Source organism: Microbacterium sp. NPDC019599 (assembly GCF_040632175.1).
Taxonomy (GTDB): domain Bacteria; phylum Actinomycetota; class Actinomycetes; order Actinomycetales; family Microbacteriaceae; genus Microbacterium.
Genome location: NZ_JBEYBL010000004.1, coordinates 272,019 through 293,918, shown reverse-complemented (window position 1 = coordinate 293,918; position 21,900 = coordinate 272,019). Strand labels below are relative to the sequence as shown.

The window sequence follows — 21,900 nt, the reverse complement described above, 5'->3', positions numbered from 1 at the left end:
TCACGAATGGGGGTCGAGCACGGCGGGTCGAGCCCCGTTCGTGGAGTCTCGCGGCCGGCGGGTGGGGCGATCGGGATGCTGTCCATCAGTCATCCGTCGCGAAGAAGACGTTCTTGGTCTCGGTGAAGTGCTCGGCGGCGTCGGGTCCGAGCTCGCGGCCGAGGCCCGAGGCCTTCATGCCGCCGAACGGCGTCCAGTAGCGGACCGACGAGTGCGAGTTGACCGACAGCACGCCGCTCTTGACCCCCCGCGCGACGCGCACGGCGCGGCCGAGGTTCTCTGTCCACAGCGACCCCGCGAGCCCGTAGATCGTGTCGTTGGCGAGGCGGACGGCGTCGGCTTCGTCATCGAACGGCAGTACGGCGACGACGGGTCCGAACACCTCCTCGCGCGCGATCCGGTCCTCGGGCGCGGCGAGCACGACGGTCGGCGCGAGCCAGAAGCCGTCGCCGGCGGGGGCCGACCCGCGGAAGGCGACGTCGGCGCCGTCGAGGAACCCCTCGACCGCCGACCGGTGCGCCGCCGAGATGAGCGGGCCCATCTCGGTCGTCTCGAGCGACGGGTCGCCGACGCGCCACGCGGCGACGGCGGGCTCGAGCAGCTCGAGGAAGCGGTCGTACACCGACCGCTCGACGAGGATGCGGCTGCGCGCGCAGCAGTCCTGCCCCGCGTTGTCGAACACCGAACCTGGCGCCGACAGAGCCGCCTTCTCGAGGTCCGCGTCGGCGAACACGATGTTCGCGCTCTTGCCGCCGAGCTCCAGCGTCACCGGCTTGAGCCCCCGCGCGCAGCCGGCCGCGACGTCGACGCCCACCTCGGTCGAGCCCGTGAAGACGACCTTCCGGACGTCCGGGTGCGAGACGAACCGCTGGCCGACGACCGAGCCCGAGCCCGTGATGACCGTGAAGAGACCCTCGGGCAGTCCGGCCTCGAGCGCGAGCCGGCCGAGCCGGACCGCCGTGAGCGGCGTGAGCTCGGCGGGCTTGAGGACGACGGCATTGCCCGCGGCGAGCGCCGGCGCGAAGCCCCACGATGCGATCGTCATGGGGAAGTTCCACGGGACGATGATCCCCACCACGCCGTACGGATCGTGGAATGTCACGTCGAGTCCGCCCGCGACCGGGATCTGCTGCCCGCTCAGCCGCTCGGGCGCGCCCGCGTAGAAGTTGAGCACCTGCGCGACGTGCGACGCCTCCCACCGGGCGGATGAGATCGGATGCCCCGAATTGCGCACCTCGAGCTGCGCGAGCTCCTCGACATGGGCCTCGACGGTCCGTGCGAACGAGCGGAGCGCATCGGCCCGCGCGACCGGCGCGAGCGCAGCCCACGCTCGCTGAGCGACGACGGCGCGTGCCACGGCGGCGTCGACCTCGTCGACCGTCGCCCGCGACACCTCGCGGAACCCCTGCCCCGTGGCGGGGTCGATCAGCGTAAACGTTCCGCTCATGCGGCTCCTCCCGGGGGTCCAGGGCGTTTCGTCTCGTCGCTTCGCTCCTCGCTCAACGACCGAGATCGCGATCGTTGAGCGAGCGAAGCGAGACGAAACGCGGATGCCTCGGCGACGAGCCCCGCGAACAGCCGCTTGTCCTCGGCATTCTCCTCGGGGTGCCATTGCACGCCCACGACGTAGCCCTCGCCGTCCGACTCGAACGCCTGCACGAGGCCGTCGGCCGTCGCGGCCGTCGGGACGAGCCCCTCACCCAGCCGGTCGACGCCCTGGTGGTGGTAGCTGTGCACGGCGAAGGCGCCGGGGCCCAGCATCCCGGCCAGCCGCGAGTCGGCCGCGACCTCGACCGTGTTCGTCGCGAAGACCCCGCCGCCGATGCGGTAGCGCTCCGTCCCAAGTGCCTCGGGGAGGTGCTGATGCAGCGTCCCGCCCCGCGCGACGTTGACGAGCTGCAGCCCGCGGCAGATCGCGAGGACCGGCATCCGTCGCTCCTCCGCACCGCGGAAGAGGGCGAGCTCCCATTCGTCGCGGTCGGCACGGGCCGGGTCGGTGAGCGGATGCCGCGGCGCACCGTACAGCTCGGGCTGGACGTCCATTCCCCCCGTGAGGATGAGGCCGTCGAGGCCCTCCAGAACGGCCGCGGCCGCGGCATCCGGAGCGGGCTGCGGCGGAAGCAGGACGGCGATGCCGCCCGACGCCGTCACGGAGTCGAAGTACTGCTGCGGCAGGAACGCGGCACGGACGTCCCACACGCCCTGCTTCGCCTGCTCGAGGTACGTCGTCAGACCGATGACGGGAGGTCGGGCGGCGTCGAAGGCCTGTCTGGCCGCGGCCGGCCGTCGATCCCTGCGCGGCGTCGAAGGGTCAGAGTCGTTCGAAGCCACGCACGCGCTCCCAGTCCGTCACGGCCGCGTCATAGGCCTCGACCTCGATGCGCGCCTGGTTCAGATAGTGCTCGACCATCTCGTCGCCGAAGGCGGCGCGTGCGACGGCCGAGTCGGCGAACAGCTGTGCGGCCTCACGCAGCGTCGTCGGGAGGTGGTCGACCTCGGAAGCATACGCGTTGCCGCTGAGCGGCTCGGGCAGCGGCAGCTCGTTCTCGATGCCGTGCAGTCCGCCGGCGATGATCGCCGCGATGCCGAGGTAGGGGTTGACGTCGCCGCCCGGCACCCGGTTCTCGACGCGCAGCGACGAGCCGTGGCCGACGAGCCGCAGCGCGCACGTGCGGTTGTCGACGCCCCACGCGACGCCCGTCGGTGCGAAAGACCCCTTCGCGTACCGCTTGTACGAGTTGATGTTCGGCGCGTAGAGGAACGTGAACTCGCGCAGCGTCGCGAGGATGCCCGCGATCCAGTGCTCCATGAGGGGACTGAAGCCGTGCGCACCCTCGCCGGCCATGACGGCCTCGCCGGAGTCGGAGCGCACCGAGAGGTGGATGTGGCAGCTGTTGCCCTCGCGCTCGTTGTACTTCGCCATGAAGGTGATGGCCTTGCCGTGCTTGTCGGCGATCTCCTTCGCGCCGTTCTTGTAGATCGCGTGCTGGTCGGCCGTCACGAGGACCTCGTCGTAGCGGAACGCGATCTCCTGCTGGCCGAAGTTGCACTCGCCCTTGACGCCCTCGCAGTACATCCCGGCGCCCTCCATGCCGAGGCGGATGTCGCGCAGCAGCGGCTCGAGCCTCGTCGAGGCGAGGAGGTTGTAGTCGACGTTGTAGTCGGTCGACGGCTTGAGGTCGCGGTAGCCCCGGGCCCAGGCATCCCGGTACGTCTCGTCGAAGACGATGAACTCCAGCTCCGTGCCGGAGTAGGCGACCAGGCCTCGCTCCGCGAGGCGCGCACGCTGCCGCTTGAGGATCTCGCGCGGCGACTGGACGACCGGCGCCCCGCCCTCCCACGCGAGGTCGGCCATGACGAGCGCCGTGCCGGGCAACCACGGGATGCGCCGGAGGGTCGACGGGTCCGAGAGCAGGAGCATGTCGCCGTAGCCGGTGTCCCAACTGGACATCCGGTAGCCGTCGACGGTGTTCATGTCGACATCGACCGACAGGAGGTAGTTGCATGCCTCCGCGGCGTGCGGCAGGACCTCCTCCTGGAAGAACCGTGCCGCGACCCGCTTGCCGACGAGTCGCCCCTGCGCGTCGGCGAACGCGACGATGACGGTGTCGATCTCGCCGGCCGCGATCGCGGCATCCAGGTCTTCGACGCTGAGTGGGGCGGATGCCGCCATTGAGGTCTCCTTCATTGGTGCGTGCCGCGACCTTTGCAGCGCGCTCTGTCCGCCCTCCCGGCGCAGGCGCGAGAGGAATTCATCTCTAAAGGTAGACACGAAGTACCTTTCGCGCCATTCTCTAAGCCAAGACGCGACGTCCACCCGCAGGTCGCGCCGTGCCTTCCCCCGAGTGCGAGGAGACAGACATGTCCGAGTCCAGGTCCGTGAGCGGCGTCACCTACACGCAGGCAGGAGCGGATTACTTCGAGAAGCGAAAGCTCAAGCGCAGCGCGGGCGTCTGGGGCCTGTGGGGCCTCGGCATCGCGGCGGTCATCTCCGGCGACTTCTCCGGATGGAACGTCGGTCTCGGCACGACCGGCTGGGGTGCCATGCTCATCGGCACCCTCCTCATCACGGTCATGTTCTTCACCATGATCTTCTCGATCGGCGAGATGTCGGCGGCGATGCCCCACACGGGCGGCGCGTACTCCTTCTCACGCGCGGCGATGGGACCGTGGGGCGGGTTCGTGACGGGCCTCGCCGAGACCATCGAGTACGTCGTGACGACCGGCGTGATCGTCTGGTTCTCCGGCGTGTACGCAGACTCGGCGCTGGTGGCGCTCACGGGGATCTCATTGCACCCGATGGTCTGGTGGGCGATCCTGTACATCGTCTTCATCGGGCTGAACTCGCTCGGCGCCTCGATCGGCTTCCGGTTCGCACTCATCGTGACGTTCATCTCGCTCGCCGTCATCGCCTTCTTCGCGATCGCCGCGATCGCGACGGGGTCGGTCGACTTCTCTCGTCTCTTCGACATCCCGCCAACCGAGGGGAACACCGAGTTCCTGCCCTTCGGAGCGATCGGCATCCTGTTCGCCATGCCGTTCGCCATCTGGTTCTTCCTCGGCATCGAGGAGCTGCCGCTCGCGGCCGAGGAGTCCCACACGCCCGCGAAGGACATCCCGAAGGCGAGCGTGTGGGGTGTCGTGACTCTCACGGTCACGGGACTCATCGTGCTGTTCCTCAACCCCGCCGTGACCGGCACCGCTGCGATCACGGTCTCGCCGGGCGACGGCGATGAGCCGCTGCTCGCCGGGTTCCGGGTCTTCATGCCGGAAGAGCTCGCAGCGGTCCTCGCCCTCTTCGCCCTCGTCGGACTGCTCGCTTCGCTGCAGGGCATCATGTTCGCGTACGGCCGCAACATGTACTCGCTCTCGAGGGCCGGCTACTATCCGAAGTTCCTCTCGCTCACGAGCGCCAAGCGTCAGACGCCGTGGGTCTCGCTGCTGGTCGGCGGCGTCATCGGGTACCTCATCCTGACGTTCGTCCTGATGGTGCTGCCTCAGATCGACGAGAATGCCGCGACCTCCGCGAGCGGCGTCATCCTCTTCATCGCGGTCTTCGGCGCCGTCATCTCGTACATGATGCAGATGATCGCGTTCGTGATCCTCCGCCGGAAGTTCCCGAACGCCAAACGCCCGTGGGTGTCGCCGACGGGCGTGTGGGGCGCAGTCGTCGCCTTCCTCCTGTCGTTCGGCGCCTTCCTCGGGATCATCTTCAACAGCGTCTTCCAGACGGCTGTCATCACGTTCCTCATCGTCTTCGCGGTCGGCATCGTGCTCTTCGCGCTGGTCGGGCGGAACCGCCTCGTGCTGTCGCCCGAGGAGGAGTACGCGCTGTCGGGCGGCGTCCACGGCGACCCCCAGGCGGAAGGCTACGACGCGATGGAGGGCGAGGTCTTCGAAGACAAGGTGTGAGCTCGGCCGAGGGGAGTCAGGGCCGGGTGTCGGGGGGGCGCCCGGCCCTCACCGTGTGCGGCCGGGCCGCTCGGCCGTCACCGTGTGCGGCCGGGCCGCTCGGCCGTCACCCCGTGTGCGGGCCGCCGGGCGAACTTCCGGTCAATAGAGCAGGATCTGCTTCGACGAGGTCGACAGGATGCCGCCGATCTCGACGGTCACGTGGTACGAGGCGCCGCCGCCCGGCGCGGCGGGACGGTTGCCCGTGTCGCACGTCGAGACCGACGAGCGCGTGCGATCCCAGACCACGGGAGTCGCGCTGGACACCGTCTGGCCGGCAGCGAGCGTCGCGATCATGTCGCTCGGCTCCGACTGGCAGTCGGTCGAGCGCCACCACACGTCGTCTCCGCTCGTCACGGTGAACTTCTGCGTCGTCGTGCCGACGTTGAGCGTGCAGTCCGCTTCGCCCTCGTTCGTGAGCCGGATCGAGAGCTTCGGGTTCACCCCGGCCGCATAGGTGTCGGCATCCGACAGCGCCTCGACGAGGATGTCGCTCGTGACGCAGGGCTTGGCCGTCCCGACGGGCGCAGGCGTCGTCGCCTCCGGCGTCGGCGTCTTCGTCGCGGACGGGGTCGGGGATGCTGAGGGAGTCGTCACGGTGCGGGTGACGCTGGGCGAGGAGCTCGGCGTCTCGTCGTCGCCGACGGCCGCCTCCCACACCGCCGCGAAGCTCAGCCACGGCTGCGCGATGAGCAGCCACACGATCCCGCCCGTGAGAGCGAGCACCCCGATCACGAGCATGAGCCGCCGCCGGCGGTACACCGCGGCGGACTGGCGGCGCTTGCGCGTCGTGGCCCGGGTCATGAGTCCAGGCTAAGCGCGGCGCCTGGGAGCGCCCTTCTCAACGCGCTCGTCAGAGCTGCTTGAGCATCCTGGTGTTGCCGAGGGTGTTCGGCTTCACGTGCGCGAGGTCGAGGAACTCCGCGACGCCCTCGTCAGGAGAGCGGATGAGCTGCGAGTACACGTCGGGATCCACGACCTGCTCCCCGATCGGCGAGAATCCACGGCGCGTGAAGAAGTCGACCTCGAACGTGAGGCAGAACAGGCGGGACAGCCCGAGCGCCCGCGCGTTCTCCTCGAGACCCTCGACGATCGCCCGGCCCACGCCGTGGTGCAGCCACTCGTCGAGCACGATCAGCGTGCGCACCTCGCCGAGGTCCTCCCACATGACGTGCAGCGCGCCGCACCCGATGAGGCGGCCGCTCTCGTCCTCCGCGACGAGGAACTGCTGCACCGACTCGTACAGCACGACGATGTCCTTGCCGAGGAGGATCCGTCGCTGCACGAACGGGTCGAGCATGTCCCAGATCCCGCGGACGTCGAGGGCCGTCGCGGGCCGGACGACGAATTCACTCACGGCTCAAGCCTAGAGTCGGCGGCCCATGTAGACGGTCGAGGCGCTGCGGGTCAGTTCGACGAATCCGAGGCGGCCGTAGAAGCGGATCGCGCCCGCGTTGTCGAGGCCGACGCCGAGGTGGATCCCGGGGATCCCCTCCTCGGTGAGGACTGTGATGAGCTCGTCGATGAGGGACCTCCCGAGCCCCTGTCCCTGCAGCCGCCCGAACAGGTCGATGTGCAGGTGCGCGGGGAAGTCGGCGACGACCGAGTCGGGAGCGATGTCCGGTGTGTGCAGGAGCTCCACGACCTCCTGATCGGCGGGCGACCGGGGGATGTCGAGCGGATGGTCGGCGCGCAGGCCCGGCAGCCAGTGCTGCTCGACCCAGGCCTCGTGCGCCCGCGTGTCGCGCGCGCACAGCAGATAGCCGCCGACGCCCTCGTCATCGACGACGACGACGGCGCGGGCGCCGGGGGCGACGAGGTACGGACCCACGTAGACGTGGCCGAGCAGTTCTGGAGACCGGGCGGACCCGTCTTGCGGAAGTCCCGTCTCGTGGCAGATGCGGTAGACGGCGGGAAGATCGTCGAGGCGAGCGGCGCGTATAAGCACGCCGACACGATAGCCGACGGAACAGCTGCGGCCACCTCTGCGGGAAGAGTGTCGCCAAGTGGTCTAGTCCAAACCGGCCGACTGGGTGGTCGACTTGGTCTATTTTTCACGGCCCATCCTTACCGACCTGGAGCGGAATCAGCCGCAAAGCCGGATTTCACGAGGTCCAGCGCATTCGATGGCCTGGCTCGCCAAGTGGTCTAGTCCGGATTTGCAGTTCGGCGCCCGATGCGTTCTACTCTCCTGGTGCATTCAACGTCGAAGACACGCACCCGCGGCCTGCTGCGCGGGCGTCTGCGTGACCTGATCGCCGAGCTCGGTCCCGGGCGCCGGCTGCCGAGCGAGCGCGACCTCTCCGCGGAGTGGGGCGTCGCCCGCATGACGCTGCGCGCTGCTGTGGACGAGCTCGTGGGCGAGGGTCTCCTCGAGCGCCGGCACGGCTCGGGCACCTACATCGTCTTCAGCCCCGTCCTCCGTGTCATCGGCCTCACGTCCTTCACGCACGACATGCGCTCGCGCGGCATCGAGCCGAGCAGCCGCATCCTCGACTTCCGCACGATCACGGCTGACGACGCGCTCGCGGCGCACCTGCGCATCCCGGTGGGGTCGCCCGTCTTCTGGATCTCGCGCCTGCGTCTCGGCAACGGCGAACCCGTCGCAATCGAGAGCGTCAGCATCCCGGTGTCCTACGCGCCGCACCTGACGCGCGACGATCTCGAGGGATCGCTCTACGAGGTCCTGGGCGCGAAGCACGGCCTGGTCGCGAGCGCCGCGAGCATGCGCATCGAGCCGATCCTCCCCGACCAGGCGAGCGCCGACCTGCTCGGCATCGGCGTCGAGCAGGCGTGCCTGCGCGTGCGGATGGTCGACACGGACCGATCCGGCCGGGTCGTCATGCTCGCGACATGCGTGTACCGCGGCGACAAGTACCAGCTCCGTGCCGAGGTCAGCGGAGCGGCCGGCGAGGCCGACGGCAGGGCCGTCTCATGACGCCGGATGCCGCAATCCGGGTCCTCGCGGTGGACGGCGGTCAGTCGGCCGTCCGCGTGCGGCACTCGTCGGGCGGCGCCGCCGAGGTGCCCGGAATCAGCTGGCACGGCCCCCGCACCCTCGAGGCCACGGCCGCTGCGATCGTGGAGGCCTGGCGCGTCGCCGGAGCGCCGCTGGTCCACGCCGCTGTGCTCGGCCTGACGACCGTGCCCGACGAGGAGGGCTGCGCGCACCTGGCCGGACTGGTGGCCGAGGAGCTCGGAGCCGACCGGATCGTCGTGTGCGACGACGGTGTCACGACCCACGCCGGCGCCTTCGCGGGCGACTGGGGAGTCGCGCTGTCGGTCGGCACCGGCGTCGCGTGCGCGACGCGTGGACCGGCGGATGCCGCTCCCGTCCTCCTGGGAGGACACGGCTACCTGCTCGGCGACGAAGGCGGCGCGTACTGGATCGGGCGCGGGGGCGTTGCAGCGGCCCTGCGAGCCGCCGACGGCCGCGGGCCGTCCAGCACGCTCGTGTCGGCCGCGGAGTCACGGTTCGGCGCGGTGCGCGGCATCCCGATCCGCCTTCATTCCTCGGAACGCGCCGTCGACGAGATCGCGCACTTCGCTCCCGAGGTTCTCGCAGCAGCTCGCGCAGGTGACCCCGTAGCCGCCGCGATCGTCGACGAGGCCGTCGACGAGCTCGCCCTCCTCGCCCGCGTCGCTCGACCTGCGGGCGCTCAGGTCGCGACGCCGCTCGTCATCCTCGGACGCCTCGGCGCCGACCTCGCCCCGCAGGTCGTCGATCGGCTGAACGCCGACCCCGGCGCCTTCGACGCGAGGGTGCCCCTCGGCGACGCCCTCGACGGCGCGATGCTCCTTGCGCACTCCCCCGCCGGCAACGGCCTGCATGTCTGGACGAGAGGTTGATCATGCACGAACCGAGTTCCGCCGACCCGGGACGCTCGTATCTCGCGCGCGTGACCGAACTGCTGCAGGAGGTGATCGATACCCAGTGGGATGCGATCGCCCTCGCCGCCGAAGCGGTCGCCGCAGCGCTGCGGAGCGGCCGCGAAATCCATGCGTTCGGCTCGGGGCACTCCCACATGCTCGCGGAAGAGCTCTTCTATCGCGCCGGCGGGCTCGTCGACGTGCGGCCGATCCTCTTCGAGGCCCTCATGCTGCACGCGAACGCCCCGCTCAGCACGCGCCTCGAGCGCCTCCCGGGCCTGGCGAGCGAGCTCCTCGACGACCACGGGGTGGCGCGCGGCGACGTCCTGCTCGTCTTCTCGAACTCGGGACGCAACCAGGTCGCGACCGAGCTCGCGGCCGAAGCACGCGACCGGGGCCTCACTGTCATCGCGGTCACGAGTCTCACGCACTCGCGCGGCACGAGCCCGCGAGGCGGCGGACGCCGGCTCTTCGAGATCGCCGACATCGTCATCGACAACCGCGGCGAGCTGGGCGATGCCGCCGTCGAGGTGCCCGGGTTCGACCGCCGTGTCGCGCCGACCTCGACCGCCGTCGGAGCCGCGATCGTCAACGCGATCGTCGCGCAGAGCGTCGGGCTCATCGTCGCTGCGGGGCACGAGCCGCGCGTCTACGCGAGCAGCAATGTCGACACGGGCGACGCGATCAACGGCGCACTCCTGGAGCAGCGACGGTGAGCGTCGTCGACGCCTCGCGGCGCGACTCGCCGGCGTTCGGCATCCGGGGCGTCGTCGAAGGCTTCTACGGCACGCCGTGGACGCACGCCGATCGCCTCGAGATGATCCGGTTCATCGGCGCGCGCGGCATGAACCGCTTCGTGTACTCGCCGAAGGACGACCCCTTCCTCCGCCGCGACTGGGCCCAGCCGTACGGCCCCGAGGCGCTCGCCGATCTCGCAGAACTCGTGTCCGCGGGCACCGCGGTCGGCGTCGACCTGATCTACTGCCTCTCGCCGGGGCTCAGCATCCGGTACTCGGACGAAGCCGATGCCGAGCGCGTCCTCGACAAGCTGGCATCCGTCGCCGCGCTGGGAATCACGCACTTCGGGCTGCTCGTCGACGACGTCCCCGGCCGCCTGCAGCACGACGCCGACATCGCGCGCTACGCGTCACTCGCCGAGGCGCAGGCGACGCTGGCGAACCTCGTCTTCCAGGGCCTGCGCGCGCGTGTGCCGGGCGCGAGTCTCATCGTGTGCCCCACCGACTACTGGGGCTATGGCGACGAGCCCTACATCGCCGAGCTCGGCCAGACCCTCGACGCCGGCATCGCGCTGTTCTGGACGGGCCGGGCGATCTGCTCCGCGACGCTCGATGCCGCCGATGCCGGTGTCTTCACGCGCGCGACGGGGCACCCTCCGACCTACTGGGACAACTACCCCGTCAACGACGTCGCGATGGGCCACGAGCTGCACGTCGGTCCGTACCGCGGCCGCTCGGCCGACCTCGCCCGCAACGCCGAGGGGGTCATCGCGAACGCGATGGAGCGCTTCGAGTCCTCCAAGATCGCGATCGCGACGATCGCCGATTACCTCGCGTCGCCCGCCGAGTACGACGCCGAGAAGAGCTGGGATGCCGCGCTCCGCGACGTCGCCGGGCGCGACGCCGACGCCTACCGGGACTTCGCCGACAACTCGCGATCGTCGTGCCTCAGCCAGCTCGACGCGCCCGAAGTGACGTTCGCGCTCGAGGAGCACACCTTCGGTCTTCTCATCGGCGACACGGACCGGGCTGTCCGCATCCTCGGCCCTCTCGCCGACCGGCTCGCGGCCTCGGCGCGCCGACTCCTCGACGGACCGGTCGAGAACGCGCGGCTCATCGCCGAGAGCCGGCCCTGGATCGAGGCGTTCGCCGTCGGAGCCGAGGCGATGCAGGTCATGGCGCGGCTCACGGCCGACGGCCTTCTTGAGACCGACGGACCGCGCGTCCTCCGGCCGTTCCTCGACGACCTCCGCGCGCGGCGCGTCCGCATCTTCGGCGACGTGCTCGACATGACCCTCGACGGCCTCTGCCGTACCCACGATCTCCCCCACCCGCAACCACAGCCGCTCACTGAAGAGCCGCTCCTCACCCAGAAAGAACAACAATGAACAGAAGCCTTTCCCTCGCCACGGCGGTCGCCTTGGCGGGCGTCGCGACGGTCGCGCTCGCCGGTTGCGCCGCGGGCGCGTCGGGCGCTGATGACAAGACTCTTCGGATTGCGATGGGTTCGCCTGGTGAGGCGCAGATCCGTGTCTGGGAGTCGGTCGCGGAGCAGTTCGAGGCTGAGAACGACGGCTGGAAGGTCGACCTGAATTTCCAGGACGACGACATGTACCAGACGATCGGCTTGCCGAACCTGTTGAACGGCCGCAACGCCCCGGACGTCTACTTCGAGTGGGTCGGCAATCGTCTGCTTCAGCGTGACGCGGACGGGTTCGTCGCCGACCTGACCCCGTTCATCGAGGACGGCCCGCTGACCGGTGTCCTGGACGAGGGCCAGTACGGCGCCGCGACGGTCGATGGCCGGGTGCTGATGGTGCCGCACATCGCCGACGTCACGAACGTGCTGTGGTACAACACCGAGATCCTCGACGCCGCCGGCATTCAGGCGCCCACCACGTGGGACGAGCTGCTCGACGCGTGCGACGCGCTCAGCGCGGACGGTGTCATCCCGATCGCTTCGGGCAACAAGGACCTCTGGGCCGCGGGCAACTGGCTCGCCCACCTGGTCTCGCGCGTGGTGGGCCACGAGGAGTACGACAAGGCGCTCAGCGGTCAGGCGGACTTCAGCGCGCCCCAGTGGCAGGACGCGTTCGGCTATGTCGAGCAGCTCGCCGAGCACAAGTGCGTCAACGAGTCGGTCAACGCGATCGACGACAACGAGGGCGCGCAGCTGTTCTTCCAGGGCAAGGCCGCGATGCACGCGATCGGCTCGTGGCTGGTCAGCTGGGCGATCGACGAGGCCCCCGACCTCGACTTCGACTTCGTCAACCTGCCGGCGATGCCCGCCGAAGCCGACCCCGACAGCGTCATCGGCGTCGTCACCGGGTATGTCGTCAACGCCGAGAGCGATGACGCGAAGCAGGAGAAGGCAGCCGAGTTCCTCGCGCTGCTGGGCTCGGCCGAGAACACGCAGGCCTTCATCGAGGCCGAGGCCGTTCCCGTCACCGCGACCGCGTCCGACACGATCGACGAGCGCACCATCCGCCTGAACTCGCTCCTGTCCGAGTCCGAGGTCGTCATCAGCCCCCCGGACACCGGCTACGACCTGGACGTCGCAGACGCCTTCTACCGCAGCCTCGCCGAGGTCCTGGGCGGTCGCACGACCGCGCAGGACGCCCTCACCCAGCTGCAGGAGCAGCTCGCCAAGTAAGCCCTGTGCGGGACCGAGCAGACCCCTCGGTCCCGCACACGCACGACCGGAGGATGCCATGAGGGCGCACCGACCCCTCGCCCCCTATCTGTTCATCGCACCCGCGCTGGCCGTCTTCGGCTTCGCGGTGCTCATGCCGTTCGTCTTCACCGGCGCCTACAGCCTGACCGACTGGGACGGCTACAGCGACGCCGTGTTCGTCGGCCTCGACAACTACCTCGAGGCCTTCGGCGACACCGTCTTCCAGCAGTCGTTCGTCAACGTCGTCGTCTACATCCTCGTGACCCTCGTCGTCGAGGTGCTGCTCGGACTCGTGCTGGCCGGCATCGCGATCACGGTCAAACGCGGTTCGCTGTGGTTCCGCGTCGCGATCTTCACCCCCGTCATGCTCCCCATGGTCGTCGTCGCCGTGCTGTGGTCGTTCGTCTACAACCCCGACTTCGGCCTCGTCAACGGCGCCCTGCGCGCGTTCGGCCTCGAAGACTTCACCCGCGTCTGGCTCGGCGACGAGCAGACCGCGCTCCTGGCGATCTGCCTCGTCTCGGGCTGGGTCTACGCCGGCTTCTACATGACGATCTTCTACGCCGCGCTCCGCCAGGTGCCCACCGAGGTCGTCGAAGCCGCACGCCTGGACGGCGCCCGCGAAAGCACGATCTTCTGGCGCGTGCGGGTGCCGATCATCCGCACCTCCATCGAAGTCGCGATCCTGCTCTGCGTCACCGGCGGCTTCCAGTCCTTCGACCTGTTCTACGTCCTCACCAACGGCGGCCCCTACCACGCGACCGAGATCCCCACCACCTACCTCGTGCAGTCCGTGTTCCACACCGGCCAAGTCGGCTACGGCTCCGCGATGGCCGTCGTCCTCACCGCCGTCGTCGTCGCCATCGGCCTCACCGCAACCGCCATCCGCCGCCGCGCCGAGCGCAGCGAGCGGCGCGAACGCCCGGATCGCCCGCCGCGCCGAGCCGCGCACACCCCGCCGCCCGCACCGGCCGTGACCACGGCACCCGTCAACACCCTGGAGCTGGTCCGATGAACCCCGCCATCCGCCTCGGCCGAAGCCTCGTCTACATCGGGCTGGCCACCCTGGCACTGGTCTTCTTCATCCCACTCGTGTGGATGGTCCTCTCCAGCTTCAAAAGCAACGCCGAGATCTTCACCACACCGTTCTCCCTGCCCACAGGATTCGACTTCACGATCTGGGCGCAGGCATGGGAAGTCGGCAACATCGGCCGCTACGCCCTCAACAGCGCGATCGTCACCTCCGTGTCAGTCCTCGCGATCCTGCTCCTCGCCTCCGCCGCCGCGTTCGCGTTCAGCCGCTACCGCTTCCGCGGCGCGAAACTCCTGCTCGGGCTGCTCTCACTCGGCCTGATCCTGCCCCTGCAGTCCTACTTCATCGCGCAGAGCACGATCTTCACCAGCCTCGGCCTGACCGACACCTACTGGGCGCTCATCATCCCCTACACCGCCATGGGCCTGCCGCTGGCGACCTACCTCCTCAAAGTGTTCCTCGACGCCATCCCCGAAGAACTCTTCGAAGCCGCCCGCATCGACGGCGCCGGAGACTTCCGCATCTTCCGCATGATCGCCATCCCCCTCCTCCGCCCCGGACTGGCCACCGTCGCCGTGTTCTCCGCACTGTCCTGCTGGAACGAATTCCTCCTCGCCCTGCTCTACATCCAAGACGACGAACTCAAAACCATCCCCACCGGACTGCTCGCCTTCTCCAGCCGCTACGTCACCGACTACAGCCTGCTCTTCTCCGCACTCTCCATCGTCACCATCCCGATGATCATCATCTACATCGCCTTCAACAAACAGATCACCGAAGGCCTCACCGCCGGCAGCATCAAATAACAACCCACAAACCACGAAGAGCGGATGCCACAGCATCCGCTCTCCGTCCGACCCAAGCCCTCGGGCCCGGCGCTATGCGCTGGCCACGAGGTCGGGCACGTCATGCCGGCGGACTTCGTGAGGGGTGTTCAGCGTGGCCCGCAGCCGTTCACGGCGGGCGGCGGCGGAGCCGCGTTGTCCCACGAGCGCGTCCAGGTGCTCGAGGCCGAGCAGCGCGGAGCCGACGATCGGCGCATCGGTGACGATCGAGACGACGGCGCCCGGCGCGACCTCGCGGATGCGTTCGAGCACGGGCTCGATGAGCGCTGGGTGACGGCTCGTGAGCATGCCGCCGCCCAGCACGATGTCGATGGGGACGTCGAGCGCGTCGATGCGGCGGATCGTCGTGGTCGCGAGCAGTGCGATCTCTTCGGCCTGACGCTGCACGACGCCGGCTGCGACGGAGTCGCCCGCGTCGACCGCGGCGAACAGCAACGGCACAAGTTCGTGCAATCGATCACGATCGATGGTGCCGAGGTGCATGCCTGTCGCGATCTCGACGGCGGACCCACATCCGAAGTGCCGTGCGGCGAGGTCGGTGAGCAGGGTCGCCGGGCCGCGGCCGTCCTCGTGGCGACTCGCATGCCAGAGCACTTCTTCGCCGATCGCGAACCCGCCGCCCCAATCGCCGGTGGCGTGGCCGATTGCAGGGAAGCGCACGTGACGCCCGTCGCGCGCGATCCCGACGCAATTGATGCCGCCCCCGCAGACGACCGCAACGCCCGCTGCGGCGTCGGTGCCCGCACGCAGCATGGCGAAGGTGTCGTTGTGCACCTCGACACGGGGGGCCCACCTGTGGGACGCGATCGCGTCGGCGATCGCCGCCTCTTCCTCCGGGAGATCGGCGTTGGCGAGGTAGCCGGCGACGAGGTCGACATGGGTGAGGCCGGCGATCGCGAGCACGCGCTCCACGGCAGGTGCCACCGTCGCGACGGCGGGGCCTGCGCCGATGATGTGAGGTGTGAAAGGCCCCGAACGCGCGCGCGCGAGGACCGTGCCATCGAGCGCGACGAGCAGCACGTCGGTTTTGCTGTTGCCGCCGTCGAAGGCGAGCAGTCGCGGTTCGTTCACTGCGCCCACGGCAGCCACTCCTTGTTCTCGGCGATGAGCCGGTCGGCGAGCGCCTGCGCGGTCGCATACTGCCCGACGAGCGGATGCGCGAGGAGCGCCCGCACGACCCGGTCGCGACCGCCGTGCAGTGCGGCCTCCACGCCGAGTTGCTCGTAGCGCGCGACATGCGCGACAAGCCCCGAGACGAGTGGGGGTGGCGCGGGAACCGGATGCGGGAGAATGCTGTCCGGCCCCACCTTCGCACGCACCTCGATGATCGCCTCGTCGTCGAGGAACGGCAGGATGCCGCGGTTGCGCACGTTCACGATGTGATCGCGTGCTTCGCCCGTGCCGAGCAGGCTCGCGAGCAGGCCGACCGCGGCATCCGAGTAGTACGCACCGCCACGGCCGCGCAGCTGCGGGGGTGTGCGGTCGAGCGCCGGATCGGCATACAACTCGAGCAATTCAGCCTCCAGCGCCGCGACCTGCGCGGCGCGCGAGGGCCGGTCGGCTGCGAGCGACACGAGCTCGTCGTGCTGGAAGTAGTAGCGCAGATAGTACGAGGGGATGATGCGCTCGGAGTGCAGCAGGGGAAGGGGCAGCTCGGTCTCGTCGACGAGCGCTTCGCCGTGCACGTCGATGAGACGATCAAGCACCTCGGTGGCTGTCCCGTCGTCGTGCCGGATGCGCGCGCCGAGCTCGAAGCTGAGGTGGTTGAGCCCGGCGTGGTCGAGCTCGATCCGTTCCGGTTCGACGCCGAGCAGCGAAGCGAAGAGCCGCTCGAAGCCGATCGCGACGTTGCACAGGCCGACCGCGCGATGCCCGTCGTCGAGCAGCGCACGAGTCACCATCCCGACGGGGTTGGTGAAATCGACGATCCAGGCGTCGGGGTTGACGGCACGCACCTGACGGGCGATGTCGAGTACGACGGGGATCGTGCGGAGTGCCTTGGCGAGTCCGCCGGCCCCCGTCGTCTCCTGCCCGATGCAGCCGCACTCGAGCGGCCAGCTCTCGTCGCGACCGCGCGCGGCCTGCCCGCCGATGCGCAGCTGCACGAGCACTGCGTCTGCACCCTCCGCGGCCGCCGAGATGTCGGCAGTCGTGGTGACGCGGCAGGTGCTGCCGGCAGCCGCGAGTATGCGCGATGTGAGCCCCGCGACGACCTCGATGCGTGCGGGGTCAGGGTCCACCAGCACGAGCTCCTCGACGGGGAGGGTCTTGCCGAGCCGAGCGATGCCGTCCGCGAGCTCGGGAGTGTAGGTCGAGCCGCCGCCCACGACGGCCAGCCGGATGCGCCGCCCGCTCATGTCGTGAACACCCGGTCGCGTGCGATCCCGAGGCTCATGACCATCGCGCCGTCGAGGATCGGAGTGTCGGTCGCCACGGTGACGGCGAGCTGGGGTGCCGCCGGCATGATCGCGGCGAGCTGCAGGGCGACCTCGGCGCGCAGCCTTTCGCCGCCGAGCCGCGCGAGCTTGCCGGCGAGCACAATACGCGCCGGGTCGAGCAATGCGATCACCGAGGCGATGGCGCACGCGTAGCGGTTGCAGAGCTCGGCGAGGGCGGGCGCTGCGGCGGGATCATCGAGCAGTGCGCTGAGCGCCTGGGGTGCGGTTGCCGCCTCGTGCCCGGCTCCCGCGGCGAGCCCGCGCAGCGCCTCATCGCCGACGAGGCGCTCGAGCGCTCCGTCTCTGCGACTATCCGCATCGAGCACGGCACCGGGGATGAGCAGGAATGCGGCCTCGCCGGCCGCGCCGCGACTGCCGCGATGAAGCGCCCCGTCGATCATGATCGCTCCGCCGACGCCATCACCAAGCCAGAAGAGGAAGAAGCTGTCGGACTCTCCGCGGGCGGAATGCCGCTCGGCGATCGCGGCGAGATTCACGTCGTTCTCGACGGCGACCGACGCATTGGGGAACAGCGTCCGCAGCTCGGCGGCGACCGAGGGGCGCTGCCAGCCTGGCAGATGGTCGACGTAGCTGAGGGTGTCGGTCGCGATGTCGTAGGAACCGGGCACGCTGACGACGATCGCGTCGAGCTGGGCGGGGGAGAGTCCTGCCGTGTCGCAGCAGGACCGCAGGATGGCGGCGGCACTGTCAGGGCCGTTTGCGGCCTGATCGTTCTCTTCCAGACGCTCCGCGACGATGGCCCCCGCGATGTTCGAGATGCGCACCCACACGCTCCCGGGGCGTACGTCGACGGCGGCGGCGTACCCGGCGGTCGGATTGATGCGGTAGAGCTGCGGCGCACGGCCTCCGGGGCCGGTATCGCCCAGCCCGCTCGGGCGCACGAGGCCGCTCTCTTCGAGCCGCTGAAGCAGCGACGAGGCGGTGGGCTTCGAGAGCCCTGTCAGCGTGCGCACGTCGCTGCGGCTCAACGTGTCGTGCTCGATCAGAAGGTCGAGCACGACACGGTTGTTCATCGTGCGCAGCAAGCCTGGCAATGCGGGCGCCGGCCCGCGGCTGTCGCCTGGTACCGATGTGTTCACCGGGATCCTCCGCGAAGTTAGGAAACTTTACTATCTTAAGAGTAATGACCACTGGCCAAGGTGTCAAACCCGGATTCGTGCTCTTCATACATAAACGGAGAAGGCCACCACACGACGTTGTTACGCGCCGGTGTGGTGGCCTTCTCATGCGACTCGCGTCGCGCTACTCCTTGATGATGCCGTGGTAACGACCCATCCAGTAAGGCAGCGTGAACGTGAATCCCATGACGAACCGGCCATTGGTGTAATCGTAATTGGGATAAACACCCGCCGTCTGGCCCTCGACTTTGAACGGATTGCCGTTGTTCTTCATCGCACGTCGCTCGTCAGGCGGCAGCACGTAGTTCGTCTGCTTGCCGGACTTGTCGCGGTCGCCCGGCTCGATGTAGAAGACATCCTGGCGGTCCATCTGCACAGGGAACTCGATCTGATATTCGTACTGCCGAGACAGGTATCGAACGGCCGACTGCAGATCGATGTCCTTCCGCTCCGGGTGCGCCAGCTGGTACAGGAACGTGTAGTACGGGTTCTCCTCCCGCACCTCATTCGCATACCACTGATCGAATGCCGCGACGATCTGCGGACGCTTGGTCGGATCGTTCTCCTGCAGAATGAGCGGGTACAGCGCGAACCAAGCCAACTCCTCGTCGGAGTAGTTGATGTACTGCGTCCAATCATTGTGCAGAGTGGCGTTGATGTTGGAACGAGCCTGGATGTTGGCACCGGCTTCGGCATAGGCGGCTTCATAGTTGCCCGGCGTCACCAATTCATTGTTGTTGGTCCCGTATGCATTCGTCGCCTGCCGGACGAGACGGCGGTCGATGTACTCGTGCGCCATGCCGATATACCCCTTGCCGTTGATATATGGCTCTTCCTTGCTGTATCCCGAAGCGTCGAACAGCGCGTCATAGGCGTCCTTGTACTCCTGCTTGCCGATGATGTTGCCGGCGGTCTTGAGGATGGACATCACTTCCAGCGCATTCAGCGGCGCATCTTCATAGCCGTATGAAAGCGAATCGTCGCCGTTCGCGTCGACGCCGACGTGGGCGGCCCATTCCGGACGCTGCTCCATCGCACCGGTCGTGTCGTTGAAGTACTTGGCGAACCACTTGGACCAGAGAGTCGACTTGCCCGTCGCATCTTCGATGTAGAAGTGGTCGTCCTTCAGGATCAGATCGGTCATGCGCTCGGTCGTCTGCTCGAGGATGCCCTTGAGCGCGAGCATCTCCGGATCCTGGCTGTCGCCCACCAGGAACTCGCTGGCTGCGAAGAACAGAGAATAGTGTCCGATGACTTCATCAGACGACGTGTCTGCCTTGTAGACGATCTGGCTCAGATCAATGTGGCCGTCCTTGATCGCCGACTGCGGGAACAAGTCGTTGAAGAACGTCGGGATCTGCTCGTAGACCGGCACGGTCAGCTGGAACAAGGCCGGATTCGCAGCGCTCGTCGTGGTGTCAGCGCCCGGCTTCTTCTTCGTGTTGGTGGCCGAGGTGATGACAGGAAGCACCTGCTGCGCCGTGTCGCTCACCTTCACATAGATGTCCGTGCCCAGCTGCGCACCGGCAGGTCGCGAAGCGTTCAGCTTCGTGACCGCATCCGCCGTCAGCGTGAGACCGTTGTAGTTCGTCTCGGCGTCTCCACCGGAGGGGAACAGCTTGCCGCCGATCTTGGTCATCGCATCGCCGGTCACACGGACGATCGAGTAGCCGATCGGCTCGATGAGCTGGCCGTCCTCATCGAAGCGCTCCATGGTCGGGATGATGCCGTTCGGGTTCGGCGAGCCGTCCATCACCGGATGGAACCAGAATCCATTCTGGCTCTGGTAGCCGAAGTCCGTGCCGTCAGATGTCCGTGCGCCTGCTTCACTCGTCAACATGTACGAGCGCGCCGGGAAGCCATTGCCACGGCCGGACACGTAGTCGAGCAGCAGCACCGCTTTCGTGGCGCGAAGTGCAGCGCTCTTCGCCGCCGCGATCTCCGCCTGCGAGCCGCCCTGCTCGAGCAGCGTCTTGTAACGGTAGATCTCACCGATGGCGTACATCGCCGTCCACAGTCCGTCGTTGTCGTCCGTACCTGCATGTGACGTGAACGTGCCGTCGCTGTAGTTGATCCCGCGTGCTGCGTCGGTGGGCGTGAAGGTGAACCCTGCGTCCGAGGTCATCCCTCTACGGTCATGAACCGCCTGAATGATGTCCTCATAGGCGGTGGCCTTCTCCGCCAGCGTCTTGAACGGCATCGCAATGTGCGTGATGCCTCGCGCATTCTGAACCCACACACCGCCCTGTCCGTCACTGGCCAGCGCCGTCACGTGATCGTCACCATCGAACAGGTAGCGGGGTCCCGCGAAGTACTGCACGATGTCGCGCTCGTCTGCTTCTTCGAAGTTGACGCGCTGCAGTCCGTTCAGGGTTCCGATCCAGTAGACGCCCTGAGCGTCCTTCACCACGCTCGTGACATCAGCGGTCGCTGCCGCCGGGAGGAATGCCGGCGCCTTCGCGTCGGTCACCCACTGGATCTTCGGCGTTGTCGCCCCGGGCCCGTAGTAGGTCACCTCCTTCGTGCGAACCGGTTCCAGCTTGACCGCCGAGAACGCGGTGGCCTCCGGCTTGGCCGCAAGTGCGGGCACAGCAGGAAGCGAGATCAGCAAAGCGGCGGCTGCGGCGCAGCCGATCACCTTCTTGATGTTCTTGTTCATGATCGACATGGAGTCGCTACCCTTCCTCACTGGTGAATCCGGGCAACGCCGGATTCCGTGATCGCGAAGACGCCCTTGTCGCCATCGGAGATGAGCAGCAGCACCTTGTCGTCGACGAGCTGGTGGCCGGCTGTCGTGTACTCCGTCATCTTGTTGCTCTTGAGGTGGATCTTCGTGACGCCCTCATCCGTGCCGATCCACAGGTACTTGCGGCTGTGGTCGAGCACCGAGGTGTTCACACCGCGAAGCGACGGGAAAAGAGACGGCTTCACGTCGAACTGGTAGTTGACGAAGGTGTTGGCGTTGGACAGCTCTGTCGGCATGTCGACACCCGGGTTCGCCGTACCGGGGTGGTAGGTCGCGTCCTGAACGAAGCCGATGTACATCTTCACAGAGATCTCTGCATCGGATGAACCGAGCTCATTGAGAGCCTCATCGTAGGTGTACAGCACCGTGGCGTGCTGTGACTGGGCCGCCGGGGCAGGCGGAGCAGCGAATGCTGACGGCACCGCTCCCGTGAGGCCGACGAGTACGGCGACGGTGAGAACCGCTGGTTTCCATTTGAAGCGCATGGTTTTCCTTCCCAGTTGTGCTGCTTCGATGTGTTTCCGAATCCCGATCGATGGTTGCTGCGAGCTTTCGCCACTCCGCTGAGCCGCGGCATCCACCAAGTTAGGAAACTTTACTATCACTGAACCGTACTGGCGGTGGGTCGATGTGTCAACGGTCGGCTTCGCGTCAACGTCTCGCCGGCCGGCGGATGCGAACAGCGGGAGTCCGTGAGGCGCCTCCAGGCGTCGGCCCACTACGGAGCGGCGGCTCGTGGCGTTTTCCATCCGCGTGGTCCTCGTCATTGACAGAACCGTGACGAGCGTCTAACTTCGGATAGGAAAGTTTACTAACTACAGGAGACACCATGCGCAGAGCCGCACATGCCCGCCCGCATCGGGCAGACACAGCCGCATTCGCGGCGAGGAAGCACCTGCACACCGCCACCGCGGTCGCCTTGGCGGGCGTCGCGACGGTCGCGCTCGCCGGTTGCGCCGCGGGCGCG

19 protein-coding genes are annotated in these 21,900 nt (G+C 68.1%); 8 read left to right on the top strand and 11 right to left on the bottom strand.

Features of this window, described 5'->3' with window-relative positions:
• Positions 1-85: 85 nt before the first annotated feature.
• From ABZ477_RS10100 to ABZ477_RS10090, 3 genes are all read right to left on the bottom strand, one after another.
• Positions 86-1,447 (bottom strand): aldehyde dehydrogenase family protein, encoded by a 1,362-nt coding sequence (locus tag ABZ477_RS10100; RefSeq protein WP_360131773.1) that lies wholly within the window; start codon positions 1,445-1,447, stop codon positions 86-88.
• The gene (locus ABZ477_RS10095; RefSeq protein WP_360131985.1) at positions 1,444-2,238 is read right to left on the bottom strand and encodes a gamma-glutamyl-gamma-aminobutyrate hydrolase family protein; all 795 of its coding nucleotides are present in this window, start codon (positions 2,236-2,238) and stop codon (positions 1,444-1,446) included. Before ABZ477_RS10095 ends, ABZ477_RS10100 begins: the two co-directional genes overlap by 4 nt.
• A gap of 73 nt (positions 2,239-2,311) precedes the next feature.
• Entirely contained in the window at positions 2,312-3,673 is a 1,362-nt protein-coding gene (locus tag ABZ477_RS10090; RefSeq protein ID WP_360131770.1) for a glutamine synthetase family protein, read from the bottom strand.
• Positions 3,674-3,861: 188 nt separating this feature from the next.
• On the opposite strand from ABZ477_RS10090, the gene ABZ477_RS10085 reads away from it, so the two are divergent.
• Positions 3,862-5,412 (top strand): amino acid permease, encoded by a 1,551-nt coding sequence (locus ABZ477_RS10085; RefSeq protein ID WP_360131767.1) that lies wholly within the window; start codon positions 3,862-3,864, stop codon positions 5,410-5,412.
• A 141-nt stretch (positions 5,413-5,553) separates the two neighbouring features.
• Here the strand turns inward: ABZ477_RS10085 and ABZ477_RS10080 are convergent, their stop codons facing one another.
• Genes ABZ477_RS10080 through ABZ477_RS10070 form a run of 3 tightly spaced genes read right to left on the bottom strand, consistent with a single transcriptional unit; the run spans position 5,554 to position 7,399 of the window.
• Positions 5,554-6,255, bottom strand: a complete 702-nt coding sequence (locus ABZ477_RS10080) for a hypothetical protein (protein WP_360131764.1) — start codon at positions 6,253-6,255, stop codon at positions 5,554-5,556.
• A gap of 49 nt (positions 6,256-6,304) precedes the next feature.
• Complete coding sequence (locus tag ABZ477_RS10075; protein WP_360131761.1) at positions 6,305-6,808, bottom strand: amino-acid N-acetyltransferase; 504 nt, start codon at positions 6,806-6,808, stop codon at positions 6,305-6,307.
• Positions 6,809-6,817: 9 nt separating this feature from the next.
• Positions 6,818-7,399 carry a GNAT family N-acetyltransferase gene (locus tag ABZ477_RS10070; protein WP_360131758.1) on the bottom strand — a complete coding sequence of 194 codons (582 nt, stop codon included), beginning with the start codon at positions 7,397-7,399 and terminating at the stop codon, positions 6,818-6,820.
• A gap of 246 nt (positions 7,400-7,645) precedes the next feature.
• Here ABZ477_RS10070 and ABZ477_RS10065 point away from each other — a divergent pair, with 246 nt between their 5' ends.
• From ABZ477_RS10065 to ABZ477_RS10035, 7 genes are all read left to right on the top strand, one after another.
• Positions 7,646-8,389, top strand: a complete 744-nt coding sequence (locus ABZ477_RS10065) for a GntR family transcriptional regulator (RefSeq protein WP_360131756.1) — start codon at positions 7,646-7,648, stop codon at positions 8,387-8,389.
• The gene (locus tag ABZ477_RS10060) at positions 8,386-9,300 is read left to right on the top strand and encodes a BadF/BadG/BcrA/BcrD ATPase family protein (RefSeq protein ID WP_360131753.1); all 915 of its coding nucleotides are present in this window, start codon (positions 8,386-8,388) and stop codon (positions 9,298-9,300) included. Before ABZ477_RS10065 ends, ABZ477_RS10060 begins: the two co-directional genes overlap by 4 nt.
• Before the next feature lie 2 nt (positions 9,301-9,302).
• Positions 9,303-10,037, top strand: a complete 735-nt coding sequence (locus tag ABZ477_RS10055) for an SIS domain-containing protein (RefSeq protein WP_360131750.1) — start codon at positions 9,303-9,305, stop codon at positions 10,035-10,037.
• Entirely contained in the window at positions 10,034-11,446 is a 1,413-nt protein-coding gene (locus tag ABZ477_RS10050; protein ID WP_360131747.1) for a protein O-GlcNAcase, read from the top strand. Before ABZ477_RS10055 ends, ABZ477_RS10050 begins: the two co-directional genes overlap by 4 nt.
• Positions 11,447-11,559: 113 nt before the next feature.
• The gene (locus ABZ477_RS10045; RefSeq protein WP_360131729.1) at positions 11,560-12,711 is read left to right on the top strand and encodes an extracellular solute-binding protein; all 1,152 of its coding nucleotides are present in this window, start codon (positions 11,560-11,562) and stop codon (positions 12,709-12,711) included.
• Positions 12,712-12,769: 58 nt separating this feature from the next.
• Positions 12,770-13,747 (top strand): sugar ABC transporter permease, encoded by a 978-nt coding sequence (locus tag ABZ477_RS10040; protein ID WP_360131726.1) that lies wholly within the window; start codon positions 12,770-12,772, stop codon positions 13,745-13,747.
• Complete coding sequence (locus ABZ477_RS10035; protein ID WP_360131724.1) at positions 13,744-14,571, top strand: carbohydrate ABC transporter permease; 828 nt, start codon at positions 13,744-13,746, stop codon at positions 14,569-14,571. The genes ABZ477_RS10040 and ABZ477_RS10035 overlap by 4 nt, the downstream gene beginning before the upstream one ends.
• A gap of 72 nt (positions 14,572-14,643) precedes the next feature.
• Here ABZ477_RS10035 and ABZ477_RS10030 read toward each other — a convergent pair whose 3' ends face one another.
• From ABZ477_RS10030 to ABZ477_RS10010, 5 genes are all read right to left on the bottom strand, one after another.
• A complete protein-coding gene (locus ABZ477_RS10030; protein WP_360131744.1) occupies positions 14,644-15,690 on the bottom strand; it encodes a BadF/BadG/BcrA/BcrD ATPase family protein in 1,047 nt (348 codons plus the stop codon).
• On the bottom strand, positions 15,678-16,967 hold the full coding sequence (locus ABZ477_RS10025; RefSeq protein ID WP_360131741.1) for a 6-phospho-beta-glucosidase: 1,290 nt from the start codon (positions 16,965-16,967) through the stop codon (positions 15,678-15,680). Before ABZ477_RS10025 ends, ABZ477_RS10030 begins: the two co-directional genes overlap by 13 nt.
• Positions 16,964-18,082: an ROK family transcriptional regulator gene (locus ABZ477_RS10020; protein ID WP_360131738.1), complete on the bottom strand. Its 1,119-nt coding sequence runs from the start codon at positions 18,080-18,082 to the stop codon at positions 16,964-16,966. The genes ABZ477_RS10025 and ABZ477_RS10020 overlap by 4 nt, the downstream gene beginning before the upstream one ends.
• Before the next feature lie 229 nt (positions 18,083-18,311).
• Positions 18,312-20,855 carry a hypothetical protein gene (locus ABZ477_RS10015; protein WP_360131735.1) on the bottom strand — a complete coding sequence of 848 codons (2,544 nt, stop codon included), beginning with the start codon at positions 20,853-20,855 and terminating at the stop codon, positions 18,312-18,314.
• A gap of 17 nt (positions 20,856-20,872) precedes the next feature.
• On the bottom strand, positions 20,873-21,514 hold the full coding sequence (locus ABZ477_RS10010) for a hypothetical protein (RefSeq protein ID WP_360131732.1): 642 nt from the start codon (positions 21,512-21,514) through the stop codon (positions 20,873-20,875).
• Positions 21,515-21,900: the final 386 nt, after the last annotated feature.

Bases quoted from the DNA above. Each gene is read 5' to 3' on its own strand.
- ABZ477_RS10045 (WP_360131729.1), top strand. From the start codon at position 11,560: ATGGGTTCGCCTGGTGAGGCGCAGATCCGTGTCTGGGAGTCGGTCGCG.
- ABZ477_RS10100 (WP_360131773.1), bottom strand. From the start codon at position 1,447: ATGAGCGGAACGTTTACGCTGATCGACCCCGCCACGGGGCAGGGGTTC.
- ABZ477_RS10015 (WP_360131735.1), bottom strand. From the start codon at position 20,855: ATGTCGATCATGAACAAGAACATCAAGAAGGTGATCGGCTGCGCCGCA.
- ABZ477_RS10085 (WP_360131767.1), top strand. From the start codon at position 3,862: ATGTCCGAGTCCAGGTCCGTGAGCGGCGTCACCTACACGCAGGCAGGA.
- ABZ477_RS10090 (WP_360131770.1), bottom strand. From the start codon at position 3,673: ATGGCGGCATCCGCCCCACTCAGCGTCGAAGACCTGGATGCCGCGATC.
- ABZ477_RS10040 (WP_360131726.1), top strand. From the start codon at position 12,770: ATGAGGGCGCACCGACCCCTCGCCCCCTATCTGTTCATCGCACCCGCG.
- ABZ477_RS10025 (WP_360131741.1), bottom strand. From the start codon at position 16,967: ATGAGCGGGCGGCGCATCCGGCTGGCCGTCGTGGGCGGCGGCTCGACC.
- ABZ477_RS10060 (WP_360131753.1), top strand. From the start codon at position 8,386: ATGACGCCGGATGCCGCAATCCGGGTCCTCGCGGTGGACGGCGGTCAG.
- ABZ477_RS10055 (WP_360131750.1), top strand. From the start codon at position 9,303: ATGCACGAACCGAGTTCCGCCGACCCGGGACGCTCGTATCTCGCGCGC.
- ABZ477_RS10020 (WP_360131738.1), bottom strand. From the start codon at position 18,082: ATGAACAACCGTGTCGTGCTCGACCTTCTGATCGAGCACGACACGTTG.
- ABZ477_RS10080 (WP_360131764.1), bottom strand. From the start codon at position 6,255: ATGACCCGGGCCACGACGCGCAAGCGCCGCCAGTCCGCCGCGGTGTAC.
- ABZ477_RS10035 (WP_360131724.1), top strand. From the start codon at position 13,744: ATGAACCCCGCCATCCGCCTCGGCCGAAGCCTCGTCTACATCGGGCTG.